At 34.5% G+C, this 26,416-nt stretch carries 30 protein-coding genes and 1 riboswitch; of the genes, 20 read left to right on the top strand and 10 right to left on the bottom strand.

Annotation, left to right across the window (positions count from 1 at the left end):
* Nucleotides 1–18: 18 nt before the first annotated feature.
* Nucleotides 19–393 (top strand): hypothetical protein, encoded by a 375-nt coding sequence (locus ACFSC2_RS13885; protein WP_379814828.1) that lies wholly within the window; start codon nucleotides 19–21, stop codon nucleotides 391–393.
* 41 nt (nucleotides 394–434) lie between these two features.
* Here the strand turns inward: ACFSC2_RS13885 and ACFSC2_RS13880 are convergent, their stop codons facing one another.
* Entirely contained in the window at nucleotides 435–1,460 is a 1,026-nt protein-coding gene (locus tag ACFSC2_RS13880; protein ID WP_379814830.1) for a LacI family DNA-binding transcriptional regulator, read from the bottom strand.
* 208 nt (nucleotides 1,461–1,668) lie between these two features.
* On the opposite strand from ACFSC2_RS13880, the gene ACFSC2_RS13875 reads away from it, so the two are divergent.
* From ACFSC2_RS13875 to tsf, 6 genes are all read left to right on the top strand, one after another.
* Nucleotides 1,669–2,415, top strand: a complete 747-nt coding sequence (locus ACFSC2_RS13875) for a ferritin-like domain-containing protein (RefSeq protein WP_379814831.1) — start codon at nucleotides 1,669–1,671, stop codon at nucleotides 2,413–2,415.
* Between the two features lie 25 nt (nucleotides 2,416–2,440).
* Nucleotides 2,441–3,253, top strand: a complete 813-nt coding sequence (locus tag ACFSC2_RS13870) for a ferritin-like domain-containing protein (protein WP_379814832.1) — start codon at nucleotides 2,441–2,443, stop codon at nucleotides 3,251–3,253.
* A gap of 193 nt (nucleotides 3,254–3,446) precedes the next feature.
* On the top strand, nucleotides 3,447–3,902 hold the full coding sequence (gene rplM / locus ACFSC2_RS13865; protein ID WP_379814833.1) for a 50S ribosomal protein L13: 456 nt from the start codon (nucleotides 3,447–3,449) through the stop codon (nucleotides 3,900–3,902).
* Nucleotides 3,902–4,288: a 30S ribosomal protein S9 gene (gene rpsI / locus ACFSC2_RS13860; RefSeq protein WP_008466792.1), complete on the top strand. Its 387-nt coding sequence runs from the start codon at nucleotides 3,902–3,904 to the stop codon at nucleotides 4,286–4,288. Before rplM ends, rpsI begins: the two co-directional genes overlap by 1 nt.
* Nucleotides 4,289–4,464: 176 nt before the next feature.
* The gene (gene rpsB / locus ACFSC2_RS13855) at nucleotides 4,465–5,229 is read left to right on the top strand and encodes a 30S ribosomal protein S2 (RefSeq protein ID WP_379814834.1); all 765 of its coding nucleotides are present in this window, start codon (nucleotides 4,465–4,467) and stop codon (nucleotides 5,227–5,229) included.
* Between the two features lie 138 nt (nucleotides 5,230–5,367).
* Complete coding sequence (tsf, locus tag ACFSC2_RS13850; RefSeq protein WP_379814835.1) at nucleotides 5,368–6,330, top strand: translation elongation factor Ts; 963 nt, start codon at nucleotides 5,368–5,370, stop codon at nucleotides 6,328–6,330.
* 149 nt (nucleotides 6,331–6,479) lie between these two features.
* Here tsf and ACFSC2_RS13845 read toward each other — a convergent pair whose 3' ends face one another.
* The gene (locus tag ACFSC2_RS13845; protein WP_379818656.1) at nucleotides 6,480–8,597 is read right to left on the bottom strand and encodes a M3 family metallopeptidase; all 2,118 of its coding nucleotides are present in this window, start codon (nucleotides 8,595–8,597) and stop codon (nucleotides 6,480–6,482) included.
* A gap of 169 nt (nucleotides 8,598–8,766) precedes the next feature.
* On the opposite strand from ACFSC2_RS13845, the gene ACFSC2_RS13840 reads away from it, so the two are divergent.
* The 11 genes from ACFSC2_RS13840 to ACFSC2_RS13790 all read left to right on the top strand — a co-directional run bounded on the left by ACFSC2_RS13840 (nucleotide 8,767) and on the right by ACFSC2_RS13790 (nucleotide 17,825).
* Nucleotides 8,767–9,444 (top strand): queuosine precursor transporter, encoded by a 678-nt coding sequence (locus ACFSC2_RS13840; protein WP_379814837.1) that lies wholly within the window; start codon nucleotides 8,767–8,769, stop codon nucleotides 9,442–9,444.
* Nucleotides 9,444–10,067, top strand: coding sequence for a hypothetical protein (locus ACFSC2_RS13835; protein WP_379814838.1), 624 nt, complete (start codon nucleotides 9,444–9,446; stop codon nucleotides 10,065–10,067). Before ACFSC2_RS13840 ends, ACFSC2_RS13835 begins: the two co-directional genes overlap by 1 nt.
* On the top strand, nucleotides 10,067–10,636 hold the full coding sequence (locus ACFSC2_RS13830) for a DNA-3-methyladenine glycosylase I (protein ID WP_379814839.1): 570 nt from the start codon (nucleotides 10,067–10,069) through the stop codon (nucleotides 10,634–10,636). Before ACFSC2_RS13835 ends, ACFSC2_RS13830 begins: the two co-directional genes overlap by 1 nt.
* A gap of 88 nt (nucleotides 10,637–10,724) precedes the next feature.
* Nucleotides 10,725–10,821, top strand: a riboswitch (TPP riboswitch).
* 66 nt (nucleotides 10,822–10,887) lie between these two features.
* Nucleotides 10,888–11,094, top strand: a complete 207-nt coding sequence (thiS, locus tag ACFSC2_RS13825) for a sulfur carrier protein ThiS (protein WP_379814840.1) — start codon at nucleotides 10,888–10,890, stop codon at nucleotides 11,092–11,094.
* Between the two features lie 164 nt (nucleotides 11,095–11,258).
* Entirely contained in the window at nucleotides 11,259–13,079 is a 1,821-nt protein-coding gene (gene thiC / locus ACFSC2_RS13820) for a phosphomethylpyrimidine synthase ThiC (protein ID WP_379814841.1), read from the top strand.
* Between the two features lie 31 nt (nucleotides 13,080–13,110).
* Entirely contained in the window at nucleotides 13,111–13,719 is a 609-nt protein-coding gene (locus ACFSC2_RS13815) for a thiamine phosphate synthase (RefSeq protein ID WP_379814842.1), read from the top strand.
* Nucleotides 13,677–14,417, top strand: a complete 741-nt coding sequence (locus ACFSC2_RS13810; protein ID WP_379814843.1) for a hydroxymethylpyrimidine/phosphomethylpyrimidine kinase — start codon at nucleotides 13,677–13,679, stop codon at nucleotides 14,415–14,417. Before ACFSC2_RS13815 ends, ACFSC2_RS13810 begins: the two co-directional genes overlap by 43 nt.
* Nucleotides 14,410–15,048: a thiamine phosphate synthase gene (locus tag ACFSC2_RS13805; protein ID WP_379814844.1), complete on the top strand. Its 639-nt coding sequence runs from the start codon at nucleotides 14,410–14,412 to the stop codon at nucleotides 15,046–15,048. The genes ACFSC2_RS13810 and ACFSC2_RS13805 overlap by 8 nt, the downstream gene beginning before the upstream one ends.
* Complete coding sequence (locus tag ACFSC2_RS13800) at nucleotides 15,029–15,805, top strand: thiazole synthase (RefSeq protein WP_379814845.1); 777 nt, start codon at nucleotides 15,029–15,031, stop codon at nucleotides 15,803–15,805. Before ACFSC2_RS13805 ends, ACFSC2_RS13800 begins: the two co-directional genes overlap by 20 nt.
* 95 nt (nucleotides 15,806–15,900) lie before the next feature.
* The gene (gene thiH, locus ACFSC2_RS13795; RefSeq protein ID WP_379814846.1) at nucleotides 15,901–17,013 is read left to right on the top strand and encodes a 2-iminoacetate synthase ThiH; all 1,113 of its coding nucleotides are present in this window, start codon (nucleotides 15,901–15,903) and stop codon (nucleotides 17,011–17,013) included.
* 101 nt (nucleotides 17,014–17,114) lie between these two features.
* Nucleotides 17,115–17,825 (top strand): HesA/MoeB/ThiF family protein, encoded by a 711-nt coding sequence (locus tag ACFSC2_RS13790; RefSeq protein WP_379814847.1) that lies wholly within the window; start codon nucleotides 17,115–17,117, stop codon nucleotides 17,823–17,825.
* On the opposite strand, the gene ACFSC2_RS13785 is transcribed toward ACFSC2_RS13790, so the two are convergent.
* From ACFSC2_RS13785 to ACFSC2_RS13770, 4 genes are all read right to left on the bottom strand, one after another.
* Nucleotides 17,822–18,616, bottom strand: a complete 795-nt coding sequence (locus tag ACFSC2_RS13785; protein ID WP_379814848.1) for an MOSC domain-containing protein — start codon at nucleotides 18,614–18,616, stop codon at nucleotides 17,822–17,824. The genes ACFSC2_RS13790 and ACFSC2_RS13785 overlap by 4 nt on opposite strands.
* Nucleotide 18,617: 1 nt before the next feature.
* Entirely contained in the window at nucleotides 18,618–19,256 is a 639-nt protein-coding gene (gene aat / locus ACFSC2_RS13780) for a leucyl/phenylalanyl-tRNA--protein transferase (RefSeq protein ID WP_379814849.1), read from the bottom strand.
* A 177-nt stretch (nucleotides 19,257–19,433) separates the two neighbouring features.
* Nucleotides 19,434–19,805: a DUF3127 domain-containing protein gene (locus ACFSC2_RS13775; RefSeq protein ID WP_379814850.1), complete on the bottom strand. Its 372-nt coding sequence runs from the start codon at nucleotides 19,803–19,805 to the stop codon at nucleotides 19,434–19,436.
* A gap of 32 nt (nucleotides 19,806–19,837) precedes the next feature.
* On the bottom strand, nucleotides 19,838–20,713 hold the full coding sequence (locus ACFSC2_RS13770; protein WP_379814851.1) for a flavin reductase family protein: 876 nt from the start codon (nucleotides 20,711–20,713) through the stop codon (nucleotides 19,838–19,840).
* Between the two features lie 159 nt (nucleotides 20,714–20,872).
* Here ACFSC2_RS13770 and ACFSC2_RS13765 point away from each other — a divergent pair, with 159 nt between their 5' ends.
* Nucleotides 20,873–22,024, top strand: coding sequence for a sensor histidine kinase (locus ACFSC2_RS13765; protein ID WP_379814852.1), 1,152 nt, complete (start codon nucleotides 20,873–20,875; stop codon nucleotides 22,022–22,024).
* 37 nt (nucleotides 22,025–22,061) lie between these two features.
* Here the strand turns inward: ACFSC2_RS13765 and ACFSC2_RS13760 are convergent, their stop codons facing one another.
* Nucleotides 22,062–22,451 (bottom strand): HIT family protein, encoded by a 390-nt coding sequence (locus tag ACFSC2_RS13760; RefSeq protein ID WP_379814853.1) that lies wholly within the window; start codon nucleotides 22,449–22,451, stop codon nucleotides 22,062–22,064.
* Between the two features lie 19 nt (nucleotides 22,452–22,470).
* Complete coding sequence (gene greA, locus ACFSC2_RS13755) at nucleotides 22,471–22,947, bottom strand: transcription elongation factor GreA (protein WP_026728641.1); 477 nt, start codon at nucleotides 22,945–22,947, stop codon at nucleotides 22,471–22,473.
* A gap of 158 nt (nucleotides 22,948–23,105) precedes the next feature.
* Between greA and ACFSC2_RS13750 the strand changes: the two genes are divergently transcribed.
* On the top strand, nucleotides 23,106–23,522 hold the full coding sequence (locus tag ACFSC2_RS13750; RefSeq protein WP_379814854.1) for a Rieske (2Fe-2S) protein: 417 nt from the start codon (nucleotides 23,106–23,108) through the stop codon (nucleotides 23,520–23,522).
* Between the two features lie 43 nt (nucleotides 23,523–23,565).
* Here ACFSC2_RS13750 and ACFSC2_RS13745 read toward each other — a convergent pair whose 3' ends face one another.
* On the bottom strand, nucleotides 23,566–25,728 hold the full coding sequence (locus tag ACFSC2_RS13745; protein WP_379814855.1) for a TonB-dependent receptor: 2,163 nt from the start codon (nucleotides 25,726–25,728) through the stop codon (nucleotides 23,566–23,568).
* Between the two features lie 283 nt (nucleotides 25,729–26,011).
* A complete protein-coding gene (arfB, locus tag ACFSC2_RS13740; protein WP_379814856.1) occupies nucleotides 26,012–26,416 on the bottom strand; it encodes an alternative ribosome rescue aminoacyl-tRNA hydrolase ArfB in 405 nt (134 codons plus the stop codon).

Here is a 26,416-nt window from a genome sequence, read left to right as displayed (position 1 = left end):
TTTAGATTTTATGCATTTATGATAGATGATTTTAAGCCGCCTATTAAAACTCGGACAACAAAAGAGTTATTAGCAATAGCAGGAGCTCCAAAAAAATGGAATCAAAGAGCTTATAAATTGGCAATAGATGAACTTTACAATCGAAAAGTTGATTCAAAATTAATTGACAAAGCTAAATATATTGAAAAGAAGAAGGAGAATCTTGAAGTTTTAAAAAAGGCAAAAGAAAGCTATAGTATCCTCGACTTTCTATTTAATTTTGGAGGAACACTTATTGAAATTATATTCTCATGGAATTTAGAAAAAGAAGGATATCTGCGAAAAGCTGAACAGCAAAAGAAATTTAGAATAATATTATTGTTTGTAATTGCATCTGTTTTGCTTTTCATCTAAAAACAAAAAACCATCAGTTTCAGCTGATGGTTTTTTATTTATTATTTTTTTCGAGTCGATTCTCTTTCTTTCAATTTTGTTTTGATGACAATCGTTTCGTATTCTGAAACCGTTCCTTCTGGCTCTTCCAATCTCTCGATTAATCTTTTTGCTGCCACTTCTCCAATTTCAACTCCGTGCTGACTTACTGTTGTCAAACTTGGCGACAAACGTCTTGATGCTAAAATTCCGTCTGCAAAACCAATGATTGAAATATCTTCTGGAACTCTAAATCCTTTCTTCAAACTTACTCGTAAAGCGGCTACTGAATCATTTTCATCCAAAGCAAAAATTCCATCAATTTTATGATCAAAAATCCCTTCAATTTTGGCTTTCATAACTTCTTCAGAATCGGTACGAAGAATAATTTTTTCGTTAACTGGAATATTATTGTCTTTCAAAGCTTTCAAATATCCTTCTGTTCTCAGTCTTCCAACACTTATATTATCTACAGAAGAAATCAAAGCAATATTTTTACATCCTAAATCAATCAAATGCTGTGTAGAGTTTAATGCTGAGTCAAAATCATCAACTACAACTTTGTCGCAATCTACTTCGTCAGCAATACGATCAAACATTACAATTGGAGTTCCGTCATTAATTATTTCAGAGAAATGATTATAGTCTTGAAGTTTTTGGGCTTCTTGTGAAACAGATAATATAAATCCGTCAATTGTTCCGTTGCTTAGCATTTCAAGTGTGTGAACTTCTTTTTCTAGAGATTCATTCGAAATACACGTAATTACATTATACCCTTTTTTATCGGCTACTTTCTCAATACCACTAAAAACTTTTGCAAAGAAAGAATTTAGAATATTAGGTATAATAACTCCAATCGTTTTTGTTTTACGATTCTTTAAATTTAGACCAATAACATTCGGCTTATAATTTTTGAGTTTGGCATACTCCTTAATCTTCACCTTCGTTTGTTCACTAATTTCTGGACTGTCGTTCAATGCTTTAGAGACAGTTGACACAGAAACACCTAGTTCTTTCGCAATTTGTTTTAGAGTTGCTTTAGCTTTCATTCAGTAAAAGTTTAAGTAATTAATACAAATATAGTAGAATTACCGAAAATAAAACAAAAACGACTATCGGATTTTAAAATTATAAAGCCTTTTCGAAATAATTATTAAATAAACCCATATTCTAAAACCGCTCTTACAAAAATTTCGTTAATAATTAAATACCAAATGACTAGAGACCAATTGTTGTTAACTATTAAAAAACTTGATTATGAAAAACGAAGTTAAAATTCATGAAGTAGAAACTTCATTGAATAGTAGAAGGAGCTTTCTGAAGCTCAGCGGATTAACCTTGGCAACGACAGGTTTAATTCTAGCTGGCTGCAGCGACAATGATAATGACGACAATATGGAAGACACTTCTCTGCCTGGCGTAAGAAATGGTGTTTTCGACTTAGGCTCTGGAGATTTTGGCGTGTTAACTTACGCATATGCCTTAGAACAATTAGAAGCAGACTTTTATACTAAAGTAGTAAATGCAAGCAGCTTTAATTCTGTTTTCAGCTCAGTAGAACGTCAGGTATTAACTGATTTGTACCACCATGAAGTTGTTCACAGAGATTTTTTTAAAGCCACATTAAACGCATTACTTCCAAATCCGAGTGCTCAATTACTTCCTTCATTAGCCTTTACTTATGGCTCTCTTAATTTTAACAGCCGCACAGAAGTTCTTGCTACTGCAAAAGCACTAGAAGACACAGGAGTTGCCGCGTATAATGGTGCTGGGAAATTAATCAAAACTGCCGACTATTTATTGTTAGCAGGAAAAATTGTTTCGGTCGAAGCGCGTCATGCTTCTGCTATTAGAAGTTTGATAAATCCAAATTCGAAAGATTTTGCCGGAGATGATATCGTAAACATGTCAACAGGATTGGACGATGCTAAAGATCCGTCTAAAATTCTGCCAATTGCTGCTAATTTTATCACTACAAAATTCACAGCTAAATACTTACCTTAATCTAACCAGCTAAAACTTAGAAATTATGAATATTTTAAAATTTATAGAATCCTTTACTGATGACAATCTAATGAATAGTACTGGTTCTCGCAGAGACAGTTTTACACAGTTTGGGAATATTGGAAAAACTATAGCACTTGCTTCAATTCCATTTGGATTATCCACTTTTGCGAATAAAGCATTTGCAAAAGATATTACAGCTACACCCGCTACACCAATCGGAGCATTACAGTTTGCATTGACATTAGAATACTTAGAAAATGAATTTTATGCAATGGCATTAGATTCTGGAGTAATACCAGCTTCTGAAAATGGCGGACGTGACTTAAAGGTATTCCAGCAGATTGCTGCTCACGAATCTGATCACGTTAAATTTTTAATAGCAGGATTGGGCGGAACAGCAAGTGCGAACTTTGTACCAAAACCCACTTTTGACTTTACAGTTGGAGGTGCATTTAATCCTTTTGGAGATTATCCGACATTTCTGGCCTTGGCGCAAGCATTTGAAGATACGGGCGTAAGAGCATATAAAGGACAAGCGGCTAATTTGATCACAACACCCGATTTGTTAACTGCCGCTTTGCAGATTCACTCTGTAGAAGCACGTCACGCATCTGAAGTGCGACGATTAAGAGGCCTAAAAGGATGGATTTCTAATGCCGAAAGAGGCGCAGGAATGCCAGCAGCTACTCAAGCGGTTTATGACGGTGAAGGAGTAACGGTGCAGGCAGGCTTTAATACCGCTACTGCATTTGGTGCCGCCGCAGGCTCAGAGGCTTATGATGAGCCGCTTACAACACAGCAAGTAGTTGATATTGCCAATATATTTATAGTATAACTTAATTTTTTTATTAATTTTGAACCGTCTCTGCTCTATCGCAGAGACGGTTTTTTTATGCCCATTTAATTCAAAAACTGAATGCCTGATTTTCAGACAATAAAATATTCTTTAAGGTATTTGGTTTTAAAATAATTAATTGTACTTTTGCATCCCCTTTATTGGGGATGGAATGTTTAATTAAAATAATATTATGGACGCATTAAGCTACAAAACAGTTTCAGCAAACAAAGGCACTGTAACTAAAGAGTGGATTGTTGTTGACGCTGAAGGTCATAACTTAGGACGTCTTGCTTCAAAGGTCGCTATGATCTTAAGAGGTAAGTACAAACCAAGTTACACACCGCACGTTGACTGTGGAGATAACGTAATTGTTATCAACTCAGAGAAAATTAACCTTACAGGTACAAAAATGAATGACAAAATTTACATGCGTCATACAGGTTACCCAGGAGGACAAAGAACTTTAACTGCTAAAGTATTGCAATCTAAAAATCCTGCATTATTAGTAGAAAAAGCGGTAAAAGGTATGTTACCTAAAAACAAATTAGGAGCAGAACTTTTCAGAAATCTAAATGTTGTTGTAGGATCTGAGCATACTCACGGAGCTCAAAAACCTAGAACTGTTAACCTAAATGATCTTAAGTAATGGGAGTTATTCACAAAATCGGTAGAAGAAAAACCGCTGTTGCACGTGTATACGTTTCTGAAGGAACTGGAAACATCACTGTAAACAAAAAAGAATTCGCAACTTACTTTCCAACTGCAACTTTACAATACAAAGTATTACAACCGCTTTCTATGACAGAAAACGCTAGTAACTTTGACGTAAAAGTAAACGTTTACGGAGGTGGTACAACTGGTCAAGCAGAAGCTGTAAGAATGGCATTAGCACGCGTAATGTGTGAAGTTAACGCTGAAAACAGAGCTATTCTTAAGCCAGAAGGTTTATTAACAAGAGACCCAAGAATGGTTGAACGTAAGAAATTCGGTCAGAAGAAAGCTCGTAAGAGATTCCAGTTCTCTAAACGTTAATATTACCTGTCTTGTTCAGATGGGACAAGACATTATCAATTATTTATTGAAATTAAAAAACACAGTTATTGTTGCTCTCCTATCGAGGTAGGATATAGTTTAGCATCTAAATGTATAAAGCCTGGGAAACCGCCATTTATACATTGCTAATCAACAGAACGTAAACTAGTACAAAAATGGCAAACAAAATAGAAGTAAAAGAATTACTAGAAGCAGGTGTTCACTTCGGACACATGACTAGAAAATGGGATCCAAATATGGCTCCTTACATTTATATGGAGCGTAATGGTATTCACATTATCAATCTATATAAAACTGCAGCTAAAATTGAAGAAGCTAACGAAGCTTTGAAAAAAATCGCTGCATCAGGTAGAAAAATCTTATTCGTAGCTACCAAAAAACAAGCAAAAGACATCGTTGCTGATAAAGCAAAAGCTGCAAACATGCCTTACATCACTGAAAGATGGCCAGGTGGAATGCTAACTAACTTCGTAACTATCAGAAAGGCAGTTAAAAAAATGTCTTCTATCGATAAAATGAAGAAAGATGGTACTTTCAACACACTTTCTAAAAAAGAGCGTTTACAAGTTGATCGTCTACGTGCTAAATTAGAGAAAAACTTAGGTTCAATTGCTGATATGTCTAGACTACCTGCAGCATTGTTCGTAGTAGATATCAAAGCTGAACACATCGCAATAAAAGAAGCTCAAAAATTAAACATTCCAGTTTTCGCAATGGTTGATACGAATTCTGACCCAAGAGAGGTTGATTACGTGATTCCTGCAAATGATGATGCTTCTAAATCAATTGACAAAATTTTATCTTTAGTGACTACTGCAGTAATCGAAGGTCTTTCTGACAGAGGTGCTGAAAAAGAAGTTGAAGCTGCTGATGAAGCTCCTGCTGTTGAAGCTGAAGCTGCTCCTGCAACTGAAGAATAAATCAAATTTTAAATTCCAAATTTTAAATTCCAAATTCCAAATAAAAAATTAAAAACGTTATGTTGATAATTTAATAAAATTGGAGTTTGGGATTTAGAAGATGGAATTTTTACTTTTAACATTAAAATTCAAAATATTATGGCAACAATTACTGCTGCAGACGTAAATAAATTAAGACAATCTACAGGTGCCGGAATGATGGACTGTAAAAAAGCTTTAGTTGAAGCTGAAGGAGATTTCGATAAAGCTATACAAATCCTTAGAGAAAAAGGACAAAAAGTTGCTGCTAACCGTTCTGACCGTGAGTCTTCTGAAGGAGCTGCTGTTTCTTTTATCAATGCAGACAACACTAAAGGAGCTATCATCACTTTAAACTGTGAAACTGACTTCGTAGGTAAAAATGAAGCTTTCGTAACTTTAGCTAAAGATTTAGTTGAAAAAGCGATCAACTTCTCTACTAAAGAAGAATTTTTAGCTTCTGATTTCAACGGAATTACAGTTGCTGAGAAATTAATCGAGCAAACTGGAGTTATCGGTGAGAAAATCGAAATCGGTGGTTTCGAAATTTTAGAAGGTGCTTTCGTTGGATCTTATGTTCACGTTAACAAAATTGCTGCTTTAACAGCTATTTCTTCTCCAATCGCTAATGCTGAAACTTTAACAAAAGACGTTTCTATGCAAGTTGCTTCTATGGGAGCTGACACATTATCTTACAAAGATTTTGATCCTGCTTTCGTTGAATCTGAACTTGCTGCTCGTATTGCTGTAATTGAAAAAGAAAATGAAGAAGCTGCACGTTTAGGAAAAACTTTAAAAAATGTTCCTAAATACATCTCTTTCTCTCAATTAACTCCTGAAGTTATCAAACAAGCTGAAGAAGATGCTAAAGCTGAATTAAAAGCTGAAGGTAAACCAGAGCAAATCTGGGACAAAATTCTTCCAGGAAAAGTTCAACGTTTCATTTCTGACAACACTACTTTAGATCAAGAAAAAGCTTTACTTGATCAAAACTTCATCAAAGATGACAGTAAAAAAGTTGGTGATTATGTTAAAGGATTCAATGTTGAAATCACTGGTTTCAAAAGAGTTTCTTTAGGTTAATATATTATTTTTTCAATATTAAAAATCCCCGAATATTTAGTTATTCGGGGATTTTTTAATTGATATAACTTAAGAATTCTTAATTATATTCCAATAAAACAAAAGCCCGAATATTGACTATTCGGGCTTTTCTAATTCTAATTATCTAATTACTTTTTAGACGTAATAGGAAAATTTCTTGCTCTCATTAAAGCATCAGACTTCGGAGCTCTTCCTCTAAAGTTTTCATATGCTTTTTCTTGATCAATAGTATTCCCTACGCTAAATACGTTATCATAAAGTCTTTTTGCTACTGCTTTATCATAAGGTCCTTTTCCTTCTAAGAAAGCTTCCCAAGCATCTGCATTGATAACATCTGCCCACAAATAGCTATAATATCCTGCTGCATAACCATCGCTTGAAAAAATATGTCCAAACTGTGGAATTCTATGTCTCATAACAATTTCAGAAGGCATATGAAGCGCATCTAAAGTTTCTTTCTCAAATTTCTTAGGATCAATTTTAGTCGTTTCTAAATGCAGTTTCATATCTACTAAAGAACTTGAAATTGTTTCTACAGTTGAGAATCCTTCGCCAAAATTAGCTGCTCTTTCAATTCTATCTACCATAGCTTTTGGAAGCGGCTCTCCCGTTTTGTAATGTAAAGCAAACTTGTTTAATACTTCTGGAGTACCAAGCCAGTGCTCTAACAATTGTGATGGGAATTCAACGTAGTCTCTAGCAACAGAAGTTCCTGCAAGACTTGGATAAGTTACATTTGAACATAGACCGTGTAATGCATGTCCGAATTCATGAAACAAAGTGCTTGCATCTTCCCAAGAAATTAAAATCGGCTCATCTGTTGCTCCTTTAATAAAATTACAGTTGTTAGACACAATTGTCAACACCTCTTTATCCATTCTTTCTTGATTACGATAAGCATTCATCCAAGCTCCAGAACGTTTGCCTGCGCGTGCATAAGGATCAAAATACCACAATCCAACTACTTTTCCAGTCACTTTATTACTTACCTCCCAAACACGAACATCTGCATGATAAACCGGAACATTTGTAATTTGTTTGAACTGAAGATTGAATAACTCACCCGCAACCCAAAACATTCCTTCACGTAACTTTTCTAATTGCAAATAAGGTTTAACCTCATTTTGATCTAAATCATATTTTGCTTTTCTAACTTTTTCTGCATAAAAACGATAATCCCAAGGTGCGATTTTAAACTTTCCTCCTTCTGCATCTACTATTTTCTGCATTTCAGCCACATCTTGATTTACCTTTCCTACAGCAGGTTCCCAAACAGAAAGCATTAAATCTAAAGTTTTTTGTGGGTCTTTGGCCATTTTGTTAGACAAACTCCAATGTGCAAATGTTGGAAAACCAAGTAATTTTGCTTTTTGAGTTCTTAACTCTAAAATAGTAACTAAAGTCGAATTGTTGTCGTTCGCATTTCCGTTATCTCCTCTTCTCACGAAAATATCAAATGCTTTTTCTCTTAAATCTCTTCTAATTGAGAACGTTAAAAAAGGTTCAATAGACGAACGTGTATTAGCAATACAGCCTAAAACATTTAGTTTTCTTTCTTTTGCTTCTGCTATAGCCGCATTTTTCACTTCTAAAGGCAGACCTTCAAAATCACTTTCTGTTTTTAATTCCACATATTGATTGTGTTCTTCTGCTAATAAATTCTGGCTGAAAGTTGTAAACAATGTCGCAAGCTGTTTGTTTATAGCCGCAACTTTTGCTTTGTCAGCATCATTTAATTTCGCTCCTTGACGAACAAAATTTGTATAGTATAACCAAATTAAACGTTGTTGTTCACTCGTTAATTTTTTACTTTCTTTAGAATTATAAAGTGTCTCAATTCGAGTAAACAATTTTTTATTCTGATTGATTTTATCGCTGAATTCAGAAAATTTTGGAGACATTTCTCTATCAACCACATTAAATTCTGGACTGCTTAGATTGGATCTATAAATTCCGTAAACAGTAGAAATTCTATCCATAGTTTCACCAGAACGCTCTAAAGCAGCAATAGTATTATCAAAAGTCGGTGCTTTTGGATTGTTAGCGATTGCCTCTACTTCATTCAATTTTTCTTGAATTGCAAAGTCAATTGCTGGTTTAAAATCTGCAACCTTATACTCATTAAAAGCAGGAACACCTCCATAAGGGCCTGACCATGGCTTAAGCAAAGGATTACTCTGATTTGTTTGCGCGTTGGCTGCAAAAAAGGATGTACCCATGAGAAAAAATGTTAGTATTTTTTTCATTACTATAAATTTAATTAAAAAACATATTATTGTTTCAAAAATAGCTAAATCAAACCCAAGGACGAAATTTTTAACTTTTAACTTCAAAATCAATTTAACCGATCTGAAAGAAGCGTTTACAATTCGGTATAAAAAGTTTAAATTTGAAAGATAAATTACCAAATCAAATATGTTTAAAACTAGAAAAGAAATTGTTTTTGTTGTCCTTTCCGGAATTTTTATCACCAATGCTGTAGTTGCAGAACTTATAGGCGGAAAATTGATTCAAATAGGACCATTTGTAATGAGTATCGGAATCCTGCCTTGGCCTGTTGTTTTTTTGACTACCGATTTAATCAATGAATATTTCGGAGAAAAAGGCGTTAAAAAACTTTCTTTTATAACAGCCTGTTTAATTGCATATGCTTTTTTATTATTATTTATGGCTATTGTAATTCCCGCCGCAAAAGGCATCAGCCCTGTAAACGATGAGCAATTTCAAGCCGTTTTTGGACAAAGTATGTGGATTATTTTTGGTAGTTTAATTGCTTTCATGATCTCACAACTTATTGATGTATGGATATTTTGGTTTTTTAAAAGAAGAACGGGCGAGAAAAAAATATGGCTTAGAGCAACTGGATCTACCGTGATTTCGCAATTATTTGATTCGTTTATTGTATTAGGAATTGCTTTCTGGCTTCCTGGAAAAATTGATTTTAAAACCTACATAACTTCTGGATTAACCGGTTATGTTGTCAAATTAACTCTTGCTATTGTATTAACCCCTTTAATTTATGCTGGGCATCATTTGATAAAGAATTACTTAGAAGATGACAATCTTGAGAAGAACGAAACAGACCAGAAATAATGAGTAATTACAAAACATGTTTGACGGCAATTATGATCTGCATTATGGCAAGTTGTTCGAAAAACGCAAAAAAACATATCGAAGAAGTAACTAACGGAATTTCGAACAAAATAGAAACGATTTCAGAAAAAACTATCGAGACTGTCAAAGATTACAAAACTTCAATAATAGAGAATATTATTCCAGCAACTGTTTCTGAAAATGTAGAAACGTCCAAAGATAGTATTGTAGAACAGGAAATTGCGAATGATAAATTTTTAGGAATTACTTATTTCAAAAAATTTCTTGCTGAATGCAAAACGGGAGAAACTTTAACACAAAAAGAACTTATAGAAAACCATAATATTCCTGCTGAAGGAATTAAACTAATAAAAAGCATCACAAAAACTGCTGACGACGAAATTGATATAAAATGGAAATCGACTTGGCTTGTCGAAAGAATTTCGGACGCAAAATTTACAGATGCCAAAATGAAAGTAAAATTTGAGGCCAATAAAATGTACACGACAGGAAAAGCAATTGGAATAAAATACAATAAGAAAATCTATAACGATTTAATAATTATTGGATCAAAAGCCTATATACCGAATGTTAAAGGATATCACTGGAAAATTGGAAAATAATGGAAACAGACAATAAAATTAGATGCGGCTGGTGTACTTCTAGCGATTTATACAAAAAATACCATGACGAAGAATGGGGCTTTCCTGTGTATGATGATCGTACTTTATTCGAATTTTTGATATTAGAAACTTTTCAGGCAGGCTTAAGCTGGATTACGATTTTAAATAAAAGAGAGAACTTTCGAGCTGCATTCGATCATTTTGACTATAAAAAAGTAGCAAACTATTCTGAAGACGAGATCGAAGAGCTAATGCAGAATACAGGAATCATCCGTAATAAATTAAAAATTAAAGCCGCCGTTTCAAATGCCCAGGCTTTCATGAAGGTTCAGGAAGAATTTGGTTCATTCTCCGATTATATTTGGAAATATACCGATGGGAAACCAATCATAAACAACCTAAAAACATCAAAAGATGCTCCCGCAACTACACCACTTTCAGACGAAATCAGTAAAGATTTGAAGAAGAGAGGTTTCAAATTTGTCGGTTCAACCGTAATCTATGCCCACATGCAGGCAACCGGAATGGTCAACGACCATACGGAAGACTGCTGGACAAGAACAACTTAAAATGCTTGTTTCAGGTTTCAAGTTTTGGCTCCGTTTAGGAACTTGAAACCTAAAACTTGAAACTTTAAAACAAAATTTATATATTTGCTTCACACTTTAGGGGTGTCTGCATCATGCAGGCTGAGATTTTACCCTCTGAACCTGATCTAGTTCATACTAGCGTAGGGAAAAGTAAGATGACTTCTATGCGCGCGCCTGCGTGTATTTTGCAGCCATTCCTAACGTGTAACTATACACTAAACTTACAAGGAATGGAACTAAAAATCAATCAACAAATCAAACAATTCAATGTTGAATCGCTCAGCGTTCAGTCATTGCTCGATCTCGAAATTCCGCACAAACAAAACGGAATCGCCGTTGCGATAAATAATACCGTTGTTCCAAAAACCAAATGGAACGAATATCTCCTACACGAAACTGACGATATTTTGATTATTTCTGCTACACAGGGAGGATAAATTGCAATTTAAAATTCCAATATAATCCCGATATCTATCGGGACCAAATTCCAATTTTCATACTGTCCGTAGACGCACTGCAGTGCGTCTCTACAGAAAAACATTGTGAATAAACACAATCAGAATCAACTTGAAACTTCAAACTTGAAACAAAATCAACAAAAATGAAAGAAGAACAAATATCCAGAACCCCGTTTCCGAATTCTAAAAAAGTATATATCGACGGAGAAATTCATCCGATAAAAGTAGCCATGCGCGAAATTGCATTGAGTGATACCAAACTTTCAAATGGCGGCATTGAGAAAAATCCACCTGTAACTGTTTATGATACTTCTGGACCATACACAGATCCGAATATTGAAATAGATATTCGAAAAGGATTACCTCGCTTACGCGAAAGTTGGATTCTAGACCGAAATGATGTAGAAGTCCTAGATGAAATAACTTCTGATTATGGCTTAAGCCGATTAAATGATGAAAGCCTAAATCATCTTCGTTTTGAATATCTGCATCAGCCAAAACGTGCTAAAAAAGGTGCCAACGTAACACAATTGTATTACGCCAAACAAGGTATTATAACTCCAGAAATGGAATACATTGCGATTCGTGAAAACCAGCGTATCGAACTTTTAAACGAGCAGACTAAAGCCATGCAATGCCAGCACAGCGGACACAGTTTTGGCGCCAATACTCCAAAAAGTAAAATCACTCCAGAATTTGTTCGTTCTGAAGTCGCTTGTGGAAGGGCAATTATTCCAAATAACATTAACCATCCCGAAAGTGAACCGATGATTGTGGGGCGTAATTTCCTTGTAAAAATAAATGCCAATATAGGAAACAGCGCTGTGACTTCAAGCATCGAAGAAGAAGTTGAAAAAGCCGTTTGGGCTTGTCGCTGGGGTGCCGACACAATTATGGATCTTTCTACAGGAAAAAACATTCACGAAACCAGAGAATGGATAATCCGCAACTCTCCTGTTCCAATTGGGACTGTTCCTATCTATCAAGCATTAGAGAAAGTAAAAGGAATTGCTGAAGATTTAACTTGGGAAATTTTCCGAGATACGTTAATTGAACAGGCAGAACAAGGAGTTTCGTATTTCACGATTCATGCTGGAGTTTTACTTCGTTACATTCATTTAACAGCGAATCGTGTTACTGGAATTGTTTCTCGAGGCGGATCGATCATGGCAAAATGGTGTTTATTTCATCATAAAGAAAACTTCTTATATACACATTTTGAAGAAATCTGCGAAATCATGAAACAATACGACGTTGCTTTTTCGCTTGGAGACGGCTTACGTCCAGGTTCGATTGCAGATGCGAATGATGCCGCGCAATTTGCCGAATTAGAAACTCTGGGCGAATTGACAAAAATTGCTTGGAAACACGATGTTCAGGTTTTCATTGAAGGTCCAGGACACGTTCCGATGCACATGATTAAAGAAAACATGGACAAACAATTAGAACATTGTCACGAAGCTCCATTTTATACTTTAGGCCCTCTTACAACAGATATTGCCCCAGGTTACGATCATATTACTTCGGCAATTGGTGCAGCAATGATTGGCTGGTACGGATGCGCCATGTTGTGCTACGTGACACCGAAAGAACATTTAGGTCTCCCAAATAAAAAAGACGTAAAAGACGGCGTGATTACGTATAAAATTTCTGCTCATGCTGCCGACTTAGCAAAAGGACATCCAGGAGCACAATATCGTGATAATGCTTTGAGTAAAGCCCGTTTTGAGTTCCGCTGGGAAGATCAGTTTAATTTGGCTTTAGATCCAGATACGGCAAGAGAATTCCATGATGAAACACTTCCTGCTGATGGTGCAAAAGTAGCGCATTTCTGTTCGATGTGCGGACCTAAATTTTGCTCTATGAAAATATCTCAAGAGATTCGAGATGTCGCCGCTGCAGAAAAAGGAATGCAGGAGAAATCAGAGGAATTCATTGAACAGGGGAAAGAGATTTATATTTAAGAGGAAAGAAAAAAGAATAAAGAATATAGATATGGTTGTAATTACAAATCCTTTTTCTGTTGAAGATGAAATAGACATTCTTCATTCTTTATTGGAAGAAGGATTGTCTTTGCTTCATATCAGAAAACCAGATTTTTCAGAATTAGAAATGGCGCAGTTTATTCATCACATAAAACTAGAATTTCGGGCTAATTTGGTTTTGCATAATCATCATCAATTAGCCGAAGATTTTGGTATTGAACGATTTCATTTTTCTGAAAAAGAAAGGACAGATCCTCAATCCTCTCCTGCAAGGTTTCCAAAACCTTGTAGGTCTATATCAACATCAACACATTCAATTGACGATTTTAATTCACTAGAAAATTTTGATTATGCTTTTCTGAGTCCAGTTTTTAAAAGTATTTCTAAAGAAAATTATTTTCCTGAAAAAGATCTTTTTACAGCAATAAAATCACGAACAAATCATAAAACAAAAATGATCGCTTTGGGCGGCATTGATTCGAAAAACATTCAAAGAGCCTTGGAAAATGGCTTTGATAATGTCGCGCTTTTAGGAAGTATTTGGAAGAATGAAAATCCATTAAAACAATTTAAATTATGTCAAAAAATCGCCCTTTCGTACTCACAATCGCAGGTTTAGATCCTTCGGGAGGAGCTGGAATTTTGGCTGACATCAAGACTTTTGAACAGCACAAAGTCACTGGTTTTGCTATTTCTACGACGAATACTATTCAAACTGAAAATAAATTTTATGAGATTCAGTGGACCGATTTGAGTTTTGTAATTCGATCTATAGAAACGTTGTTTTTAAACTATAAAATCAGTGCTGTAAAAATAGGAATTGTGTCTTCTTTGCATGATTTAAGCCGAATTATTTCGACCATAAAATTACATTCACAATCCACTCAAATTGTTTGGGATCCCGTTTTAAAATCAACAACAAAATTTGATTTTCTAAAAATCGAAAATCGTTCTGATTTAAACAAGATACTCTCAAAAATTGATTTAATTACACCCAATTACCCCGAAATGGAAATCCTTTTTCCTGACTTTATTTTAAAGGAAAATCAATTCCCAACGAATGTTTTTCTGAAAGGCGGTCATAATGAAAAAGCGGTTGGAATGGATCAATTGTTTCTAAAAAATGAAATTTTAGATTTTCACCCATCAAATAAAAAATGCTATGAAAAACACGGTTCTGGCTGTGTGCTTTCATCGGCCATTACTTCTAATTTAGCTTCACATCAAACTCTAAAAGAAGCTTGTAAAAACGCTAAAATCTATATCGAAAATTACTTGAGTTCAACACCAACTTTAATCGGATATCACTATGTATAGCAAACTTCAATATATCTCGCAGGGTGAAACTATCGAAAAACAATTGTACAATATTCATCAGGCACTCGATGCAGGCTGTAATTGGCTACAAATGCGATTTAAAAATCAAAAACCGAAAGATGCCTTTTCTTTAGCGGAAGCTGTAAAACCTTTATGCGAACAATATCATGCCCTTTTTATTGTAAACGACGATTTACATCTTACTAAAGAAATTAATGCAGACGGAGTTCATTTAGGTTTAACCGATACCACAATTGATGAAGCAAGAGCATTTTTAGGAACTTCTAAGGTTATTGGCGGAACGGCCAATACTTTTGAAAACATTCAAAACCACGTCAAAAACGGCTGTGATTATATCGGTTTAGGTCCTTTCAGATTTACTGCTACAAAAGAAAAATTAAGTCCGATTTTGGGCTTGTCTGGTTATTTTGACATTCTTCAAAAGCTGAAAAAGGCTAAAATAGAAATTCCTGTTTATGCCATTGGAGGTATCACATTACGCGATGTAAGTCCGTTAATGGAGACTGGAATTCATGGAATTGCCGTTTCTGGAATTATCACCGAAAGTGATGAGAAAGAAAAATTAATTCAACAATTAAACGAAAAATTATATGCAAACGTCATTGTTTAATATAGGAGATAAAAGCTTTAAATCCCGTTTGTTTCTGGGAACTGGAAAATTTGGCTCGAATGAAGAAATGGAACAAGCGATTTTAGCTTCAGAAAGCGAATTGGTTACTGTTGCCCTAAAACGCATTGATCTTGAAACGGATACGGATGCTATTTTATCACATTTAAAACATCCGAATATTAATTTATTGCCTAATACTTCGGGAGCGAGAAATGCCAAAGAAGCTGTTTTTGCCGCACAATTGGCCCGCGAAGCCTTAGAAACCAACTGGGTAAAATTGGAAATTCATCCTGATCCCAAATATTTAATGCCGGATCCGATTGAAACTTTAAAAGCGACAGAAGAACTAGCGAAATTGGGTTTTATCGTTCTGCCGTATATTCACGCCGATCCTGTTTTGTGCAAACATTTAGAAAGTGCTGGAACTTCGGCTGTAATGCCTTTGGGTTCGCCAATTGGAAGTAATAAAGGTTTAAAAACGATTGATTTCTTAGAGATTATTATCGAGCAAAGCACGGTTCCTGTTATTGTAGATGCAGGAATCGGTGCGCCTTCTGATGCGGCAAAAGCTATGGAAATTGGTGCCGATGCTGTTTTGGTAAACACCGCTATTGCTGTAGCTGGAAATCCAAAATTAATGGCGGAGGCTTTTAAGGAAGCGATTATTGCAGGAAGAAAGGCTTTTGAAGCTCGTATTGGTAATCAGCAAAATTATGCTTCGGCTTCTAGTCCTTTGACTTCTTTTCTTTATGAATAATTTTTTTCAACCGCAAAGTTCGCAAAGACAAGCGCTAAGAACGCAAAGCTTTGCGAACCTTGCGTAAAACTTTGCGCTCTTTGCGGTTAAGCATTATGACAACATTCAAATCCATTTTCGAGCAATATAATTGGGATGAAATCCAATCCAGAATATACAAAACAACTTCAAAAGAGGTTGAGCAGTCTTTGACTAAAACCAAACGAAATCTCGATGATTTTTTGATCTTGATCTCTCCTATTGCCCAAAATTATTTAGAGCAAATGGCACAAAAATGCCACGAAATCACCAAGAAACGTTTTGGAAAAACCATTCAAATGTATGCACCGCTTTATTTGAGCAATGAATGCCAGAACATTTGCACTTATTGCGGATTTAGTCTAGACAATAAAATAAAACGAAAAACCCTTTCTGATGACGAAATAAAACTCGAAGTCGAAGCATTAAAAGAAACAGGCTTTGATCATGTTTTATTAGTTACAGGCGAAGCAAATTACACTGTAAACATTAATTATTTTTTGAATGCAATCAATTTAATCAAAGAAGATTTCTCTATTATTTCTGTTGAAGTACAGCCGCTTTCGACAGAAGATTATGAACGTTTGCATGACGCGGGAGTATATTCGGTTTTGGTTTATCAGGAAACGTATCATCAGGAAGTTTACAAAAAGTATCATACCAAAGGCAAGAAATCAAACTTTGATTATAGACTGGAAACTCCCGACAGAATTGGAACGGCAGGAATTCACAAAATTGGTTTGGGCGTTCTTCTAGGTTTGGAAGATTGGAGAACAGACAGTTTCTTTAACGCTTTGCATTTGGATTATCTTCAGAAGAAATATTGGCAGACTAAATATTCTGTTTCTTTTCCGCGTTTACGTCCTGCTGAAGGAATTATCGAACCGAATTTTATTATGGATGATAAAGATTTGACGCAATTAATTTGTGCTTATCGTTTATGGAATGAAGATCTGGAAATCTCCATTTCAACTCGCGAAAACGAAAAATTCAGAAACAATATCATTCCAATTGGTGTTACGAGTATGAGTGCAGGATCTAAAACAAATCCGGGTGGTTATGTAGTTGATCCGCAGTCTTTGGAGCAATTCGAAATCAGCGATGAACGTTCTGCCGAAGAAATTTCAAAAATCATCAAAAATGCAGGCTATGAACCGGTTTGGAAAGATTGGACGAAAGCATTTGTTTAAATTCCAAAAAAAATAAAATCCCAAATTCCAATTCAATTACAATATCAAAAATCAATTTTTAGAGAATCTAAAATCTAAAATCAGAAATCTAAAATTTAAAAATGAGTATCATACAAGAATTCCTCCGCTATAACAGACAAACCATTCTTCCTGAAATTGGTGATGACGGTCAGGAAAAATTAAAAAAAGCACGGGTTTTAGTCATTGGTGCGGGCGGTTTAGGTTGTCCAATTTTACAGTACATTGCGACGGCTGGCGTTGGTTTTATCGGGATTATGGATTTTGATACGATTGAAATTCATAATCTTCACCGACAAATTTTGTATACTGAAATTGAAATTGGTCAATACAAAGCTGTTGTGGCAAAAGATGTTGTTTCTAAATTGAATCCGTTGATTGAAGCTATTTCGATTAATGAAAAATTAACTGCTGAAAATGCATCAAAAATCATTGAGCAATATGATGTTATTGTTGATGGTTCTGATAATTTTTCGACTCGATATTTGGTCAATGATACGTGCGTGGAATTAGAAAAGCCTTTGGTTTATGGAAGTATTTTAAAATTTGAAGGGCAAGTTGCAGTTTTCAATCATAACGGAAGTAAAAATCTTCGCGATTTGTTTCCAAAAATGCCTGATCCAAAAGATGTTCCAAATTGTAATTTAAATGGTGTTTTAGGAACACTTCCTGGAATTATTGGCAATATGATGGCGCATGAAACTTTGAAATTGATTTTAGAATTGCCAACTTTAAATAATGAATTAGTACTTTTTAATACTTTAAACTGGAATTTTACAAAGCTTAATTTCTAGAAAACAACCTCATCGCCAACACTGATAATTCCCGAATTCAGACTCACGATATTAGTTCCGAATAATACAGAATTATTTACATTTCTGTATTTGCTTAATGTTTTCAAAGGTTCTTTTTTTATAATTCCTTTTTGCGGATCATTGTTTACCATAATACATCTTCCGCAGGGTTTTATATTTTCAAATTGAACTTCTCCAATTTTAAAACTCTTAAAATCATCTTCTTCATGAGCGCTTTTTGTGCTAACCACAATATTTGGACGAAATCTTTTAATGGTGATTTTTTCCTCTAATTTTTCATTTAAAAAATCAAGGCTTTCTGTTCCAATAAGCAAATACGGATAAGCGTCGGCAAAACTTACGTTGTAAGTTTCTTTTGTTTTGGAACTTTCGTGTTTTCTAGCTCCAATCTTATTGATTTTAACCAGTTTGCATTCAAAACCTAATTTATCGCTAAACCATTTTGACGTGTTTTGATTTACTTCGAAAACTTCACTTTTGTCTTCCCAAACAGCAGATTCGATCGAAACATTCAGGTGTTCATCAATAGAAAATTCATGCTTATCGTTTTCAAAAGAAATAGTAATTTTTCCGTTAGAAATTTCGGGATAAAACTGACTCATTATTGGATATTCTCTTTGCGTAACGTGCACATTATCAACATCGATCAACATCCATCTCCTGTCATTTTCAAACCCCATTTCTTCAGCTTTTGCACGGTTTAAGCTAATACCGGCAAGACTTTTTATCGGATAAATGTAAATTTCTTTTACACAGTAAACTGCACTCATTTTATTTATTTTTTAAAATAGACATAAAATCCTCTCGATCAATTTCACGGCATCCTAAACTATCCAAATGCGGATTATAAACCTGACAATCTAAAAGTTTATAATTTTCTTTTCTTAAATGTTCGACCAAAGCAATAAAAGCAACTTTAGAAGCATTTGAAACTTTCGAAAACATACTTTCGCCACAAAAAACATGTCCTAAATCTATTCCGTATAAACCGCCAACCAAAACATCATCCTGCCAAACCTCAACAGATTTTGCAAAACCCTGTCGGTTAAGTTCACAATACGAAGCCACAATATCATCCGAAATCCAAGTTCCATCCTGACCGTCGCGCTGAATGTTCTGGCAATTTAAAATCACCTCTTTAAAACTTTCATTAAAGGTAACGGTAAACAGCTTTCTATTCAATACATTACGCATACTTTTAGAAACAACCAGCTCGTCTAGAAACAAAACCATTCTAGGATCTGGCGCCCACCAAAGTATCGGTTCTCCTTCATTAAACCAAGGAAAAATACCTCGCTCATAAGCCAGTTTTAATCGCTCCGGACTCAAATCTCCTCCAACTGCCAGAATTCCTTCTTGATCGGCTTCTGAAACCGGAGGAAAATATAAATTATCAAATAAGAAATACATTTTTTAAATAATCAAATTTTAAATTGCTTAGCCTGTTCGCGAACGCTCGAGTCCAAATTCCAATTTTCTGTAATTTGTCCATTTATGACAAAACTAACTCAAAAACAAAATTCCAAATCCCAAACTCAGGTGAATGATTTGGAATTTGGAATTTTTAAAATTTGGAAATTTACCTAATTAGAAAGGCAAATCGTCTGGTTCGTCATCGTTAACATTTGTTGCTGGAGCAAATGTTTCTGCTGTTGGCATTGGCGCTGCTTGTGAAGCTCCTTCAGCCGCTAATCTTTCGATTCTCCAACCTTGAATACTATTAAAATAACGAGTTTCTCCTTGTGGATTAACCCATTCTCTTCCTCTTAAATTGATAGAAACTTTTACTGCCTCTCCTTGTTTATAGCTACTCAACAAATCGCATTTATCTTGTGTAAATTCGATTAAAATATGTTGTGGATATTGCTCCTCAGTTGTAACAACTAATTCTCTTTTTTTGAATGAGGCGCTAACTTGCTGCTCTGGGTTTACCACTTTTACTTTTCCTGTAACTTCCATCTTCTTTCTTTATTTATTATTGTTTCTATTTCTTATTTTTTCGCCAAAAGCACTTTCCAAGCCGATTCTACATCATTTTTATCCAAATACTTTTTTGCTTCTAAGTGTACTTTTTGCTGGTCGTCTGAGCTCAAAACTCCTTTGACTGCGAAATTTTCTTTCACAAATATACTAACTTCTTCTTTTGTAGGCAAGGCTTCAATGTTTCCTAATTTGCCTAAATCATTTCCGTCAAAAACAGGACTTTCTTTTACAAAATTTGGAATCGCATCTACTCCTACTCCTAATGTTGTCAAGGGTTTTGCAACTTCAAAAAGGCCTTGGTTTGATCTTGAATACCAATTATTTCCCAATCTCGAAACTAAGTCAATTTTGTGCTGGTCTATTGCTCCATTTTCATCTAAAATTGAATCGTGAATGTGAATTTTTACCACTTCACATAAAATCAAATTTCCTGCTCCGCCTTCTTCTCCTAACGGAATTATCTGAGTTACTTTGCACTCAAATTGTACCGGAGATTCTTTTACTCGATAGGGTTTTACTAAATCTGACGGAATCTGTGTTAATCCAGCTTTTATAAATTCGTTTACTCCGTCTCCGTATTCTGTGCTTGCTAATGAAGTCTGTTGTACTAAATCGTAATTTACCACATTAATGACAACTTCTTTTGTTGCTTCTGCATTAATCAAAGTATGTTTTATAGTGTTGTCACGAACACGACGAGAAGGTGAAAAAACTAAAATCGGCGGATTGGCACTAAATACATTAAAGAAACTAAAAGGCGATAAATTCGGAATCCCTTTTTCGCTGATTGTACTAGCAAAAGCAATTGGTCTAGGGCCAATCGAACTCTGAAGATAGCCTTGCAATTTGGCGGTTGTAATCTCTTTTGGGTTAATGCTTATCATATTTTTTGATTTAAACCGAAGCTGATTTAGTACCTGCAAAAGTAGAGAAATGGTTTAATTCGAAAAAATACTTTGGCACATAAAAACCAAAAATCTTTAGTCTTCTACAAAATATAAAATGTGTATATTTCGTTATATTTATACCTCAAAAAACTTGATATGTCTTTTTCTGAAAGAACAAATACAATTCGTTGGATTATTATTTCTGTCTGCTTTATAATCATTTCTCTAATTCTTTGGAATACTTACACTTTCTTCCAAATCTTTAAAAATGAAGAACGTTTAAAAATGAATCTTTTTGTTAATGCTCAAATTAATATTGTAAACGCCGACGAAAATACTGATGTAGAACTGCCTCTCCAGATTATCAATAACAACACTTCAATTCCTGCTTTGGTAATATTATATGATAAAGTAGTGAGTTCAAAAAATATTCCAGATGAAATTCTTAATAACAAGAATAAAAGGGATCGTTTCTTAAAGATTTTAAGAAGTGAAAACGAGCCTATCACTTTTGAATATGCTCAAGGTAAATATCAAACTTTGTATTACGGAAATTCGGCATTGCTTAATAAACTTAAATATTATCCTATTGCCTTACTTTTGATCGTGTTTTTGTGCATTGCTCTGATTTATAATTTCTACAAAAGCACCAAAATGGCGACCCAAAATAAACTTTGGGCCGGAATGGCAAAAGAAACCGCGCACCAGATCGGAACGCCTTTGTCTTCATTGATTGGATGGGTTGAGATTCTGAAAACAGAAGAAATAGATCAATCCATCACAATTGAAATAGAAAAAGACATTGAGCGCTTGCAGACTATTACAGATCGTTTTTCTAAAATTGGATCGGTCCCTGTTTTAGAACTTCGTGACATTGTACAAGAGACAAAAGCAACTTACGAATATCTTCAATCGCGCTTTTCTGCTCAGGTTATTTTTTCATATAAAGCACCTCAAGAACCTATTTTCGGTATGATAAACCCAACATTGCACAGTTGGACTATCGAAAATTTGGTAAAAAATGCCATTGATGCCATGAAAGGAAAAGGAACTTTAGATCTAAAAATTGAACAGGACGCACAGCATGTCAAAATTAATGTAAAAGATTCTGGAACCGGAATTCCTAAAAAGCAATTTAAAACCATTTTTGAACCTGGTTTTACGACCAAAAAACGCGGCTGGGGACTTGGGCTTTCTTTAACTAAAAGAATTGTGGAAGAATACCACAGCGGTAAAATAAAGGTTTTACAATCTGAAATTGGAAAAGGAACTACTTTTCAGATTTCATTAAATAAAAAAATGCGATAACGTTAATTATCGCATTTTTTGAATATTGTTTTTTCTGTTAAAGATTTCCTTGAATATCTTTTGCTAAAGCTTCGAATTCTTCTTTTGTCAATGAAACTTTATCAATGAAACGCATTTCATCCATTTCGTTTAACGGAATCAAGTGTACGTGTGCATGAGGTACTTCTAAACCTACAACCGCTATTCCGACTCTTTTGCAAGGAACGGTTTTTTCTAAAGCCACTGCTACTTTTTTCGCAAATTTCATTAAACCTAAATACAACTCTTCTTCCATATCAAAAATCTTGTCGATTTCTTGTTTCGGAATACAAAGTGTGTGTCCTTTAGCATTTGGATTTACATCTAAAAAGGCTAAATAATTTTCGTCTTCAGCAATTTTGTAGCAAGGAATTTCTCCGTTTACTATTTTGGTAAATATACTGCTCATCTTTAAATCTTAAATAAAATTAGTCTCTTGAAATTTCAAGAATTTCAAATTTCAAAACACCATTTGGAACTGTAATTTCAGCAACTTCTCCAACCGATTTCCCTAGTAAACCTTTACCAATTGGCGAAGTAACAGAGATTTTTCCTGTTTTAAGATCGGCTTCACTTTCTGCAACCAATGTATATTTCATCTCCATTCCGTTGCTTTGGTTTTTGATTTTTACATTCGATAAAACCAAAACTTTAGAAACATCCAATTGAGATTCGTCAATTAATCTAGCGTTTGCATAAACTTCTTCAAGTTTAGCAATTCTCATTTCTAATAAACCCTGTGCTTCTTTTGCTGCATCATATTCTGCATTTTCAGACAAATCTCCTTTATCTCTCGCGTCTGCAATATCTTGAGATGCCTTTGGACGCATAACACTTTTTAAATGCTCCAATTCATCTTTTAATTTTTTTAATCCTTCTGCTGTATAATAAGATACTTTACTCATAACTTCATCGTTTATATAAATACAAAAAATCCCATCGCGACGGGATTTTCTTACCACAAATATACTATAATTTTTAATAGTACATAATTATATGTTAATCATATGTAAAATTCAAATCTAAATAAATTATTTTTGTTTCACTAATCTTTATTCAAATAATGAAAAAAATCTGGTTCTTTATCATTTTTACTGCGGTTTTACTTTCCTGCAGTGACAATAACAGGAGTAATAACAATCCTAATATTCCTAATTACAGCATAAGTGCTTATTTAGACTATAATCTTCCGACGTACAATAACCTCAGATATGTAAGCAATCCGGTTTTTGTGGCCAATTATGGCGCTAAAGGAATTATAGTGATGAAAACTGGTGAAGGAACTTATACTGCTTTTGATGCAGCCTGCCCAAATCAAGCTTTTAATTCTTGTACCGCTATGACAATTGACGGAATTTATGCTGTGTGTTCCTGCGACAAAAGCAAGTACAATTTATACACAGGATTGGGTGATAAAGAATATCCGATGAAACAATATCGTGTCGAAGTTTCGGGAACTGTGGTTCATGTATATAATTAAAATTAAAAAGCCTGAAAATTTAGATTTCAGGCTTTTTAATTTATTAGAATTTCAAATTAAGTCCAATCAGGAAATTGGTTCCTGCCTGCGGATAGTAATACGGATAAATGTCCCACATCGCTCCATTTGAAACATATTTTTTATCGAAAATGTTATTTACTAAAGCTGTAATCGTAATCGATTTAAAAATAGTATTTGGTTTAATTTCGTAAGAAGCATTAAAATCATTTACAAAATAATCTGCCAGTTTTGCTGACGGAAGCTCGATATTATTCATGTATTGTTCTCCAACATATTTCTGCAATAACGAAAGATATAGTCCTTGAACAGGTTTGTAAACAAAAATATTTCCTGCTACAACTTGTGGTGAATAAGCAATATCGGTTGTTCCGTAATTTTGGCCTGCTACTGCTAAATCAACATTTTTATTACTGCTCAAAGTAAAATTGGGTCTAAAGATAAACTTTTCTGAAAGTGCAACTGTCGCATCAAACTCAAAACCTAAACGATAACTTTTTTCAGTATTCGAACGAATTGGATTTCCAACATCATCTAATGTTCCTGTTAGGATCAATTGATCTTTGTATCCCATATAATAGAAATTAGAGTTCAATTGAAAATTCTCCGAATTGAATCTCCATCCTAATTCAAAATCATTAAGCTTTTCTGGTTTTACATTACCGCCTTCATAATCTGTTCTGTTTGGCTCACGATTGGCGCGGGCATACGAAAAGTATAAAGTATTGTTTTGATTGATTTCAAAATTCAAACCTGCCTTTGGGTTAAAGAAATTAAAGTCATCGTCTACCAAACCAGTATCAGCACTATTGGCCTTATAAGTAACTCTTCTGTATTGCAAATCACCATAGAAACTTAATTTTTCTGTGAATTGATAATTGGCTTTCGCGAAAATGTTTCCATCTGTCTTTGTTGAAAAATCATCGTAATAATTATCTCCTAATTCTGACTGTGAAGCGTATCTTGCCCAAATCACTTTTCCGTAATGATCACCTTCGTATTTGTTCCATCCGCCGCCTAAAATTACATCTAGTTTTTCTGTTTTATATTTCGCAGAAAACGTGGTTCCGTAGAAATCATTATCCAACCATTTCTGACGCACTAAATCAGTTGTTGTAATTGCACCAACCGCATTCAGATTGTACTCAGCCATGTCGGCATCTTCTTTGTAATTTTCGTAATAACCTTTTCCTTTTGTATAATGAAGTGCAAAATTGGTACTCCATTTATCCGAAAGAGATTCGCTCCAATGCAGTTGATAATGGTCTTGTTTGTAATTATCGGTTTCGTTATCATAAAAACGAACATTTCCGTTTTCATCCGTAAACTTCCCTGCTGAATTATATCTGCGGTTTTCGTTTAATGTTACAGCATCAATTCCGTTCCAAGATTGGTACGTTTGCTGATTTCCGCCAAAAACTAAAGCTTTAATCAAAGTTGTTTTTCCGACATAAGTCCCTTGAAGGAAATACGATTTTAAATCCGAACTTGCACGATCTACGTAACCATCCGATTTCATTGCAGACAAACGTCCCGCAATTTCGAAATGATCATTTAATAAACCTGTACTGAATTTTACGGTATTTTTTAAACTATTAAATGATCCAGCAGAGCTCGAAATCTCTCCTGTAGCTTTATTGGCATAACTATCTGTCAGCATGTTTAAACTCGCTCCAAAAGCTCCAGCTCCATTTGTCGAAGTTCCAACACCGCGCTGTAATTGAAGACTCTCTACAGACGAAGCAAAGTCGGGCATATTAACCCAAAAAGTACCTTGACTTTCGGCATCATTGTATGGAATTCCGTTTATGGTTACGTTTACACGTGTTGCATCGCTTCCTCGGACGCGTATTCCTGTATAACCAAAACCATTTCCTGCATCTGAAGTTGTTACAACCGACGGAAGATAATTCATTAAAACCGGAATGTCCTGACCTAGATTTCTGTATTTAATTTCTTTCTTGTCCATATTACTAAAACTCACTGGTGTTTTGGAAGTAACACGAACCGCAGAAACTAAAACCTCATCAAGAGAATTTACTTTGGTTGAATCTTGCTTTTGCGCAAAAGAAAATAGAGTAAATAAAGTGGAAAATAGAGTAAAGAAAATTGATTTGGTTCCAATAAGATTCTTAACCTTTGAACCTTTGTACCTTAGCACCTTAGCGCCTAAAAAAAACTTTTTCATTCGTAAATAAATACGAATAAAAGGGGGAATTATTCTTTTGTTAAATTAATAAATGTGTTTCTCGACAAAATATAGTGTGCACGCTAACAAATTGTCGTTTTTCCCTTAGCAACATTACTCGCTCAGGTTCTTTGGGTATGATCTCAGCTCGTTATTTGGAGCACCCCTTTGAGACAGTGCAAATGTAATGTTAAAATAATTAAAACTCCAAAAAGAAATTCCAAATTCCAAAAGCAGTTCTAAAATGCTTTTTTTTGGAATTTGGAATTTAAAAAATTGGGATTTATTCTAAGTCAGGCTTCTTACGAGATTGTTTTAAATCAGAAACATTCTTTTTGTCTTTGATTCTCTTCTTAATTACTGCTTTCGGAACTTTGGTTGCTTTTCGAACTTTAGGTACATACAGTCCTTTTTTGATAATTTCTAAAAACCGTTTTATAACAATGTCTTTATTTTTAAGCTGACTTCTATCTTCATCACAATTTAAAATCAGGATATTTTCAGAAGTTAAGCGCGGGGCCAAATTATTTTGAAGAAGCACTTTTTCATCATCAAATAAAGCTTCCGAAGCATTCAAATCAAAAGACAAAACTACTTTTGAAGAAACTTTATTTACATTTTGTCCGCCAGAACCACTGCTTCTAACTGCTTTAAAATTTAATTCGGATATGATTTTTGCTGCATCCAT

This window comes from Flavobacterium artemisiae (assembly GCF_042678225.1).
Classification (GTDB): Bacteria; Bacteroidota; Bacteroidia; order Flavobacteriales; family Flavobacteriaceae; genus Flavobacterium; species Flavobacterium artemisiae.
The sequence above is the reverse complement of the archived record's forward strand: the minus strand, read 5'-3'. Positions and strand labels throughout refer to the sequence as shown.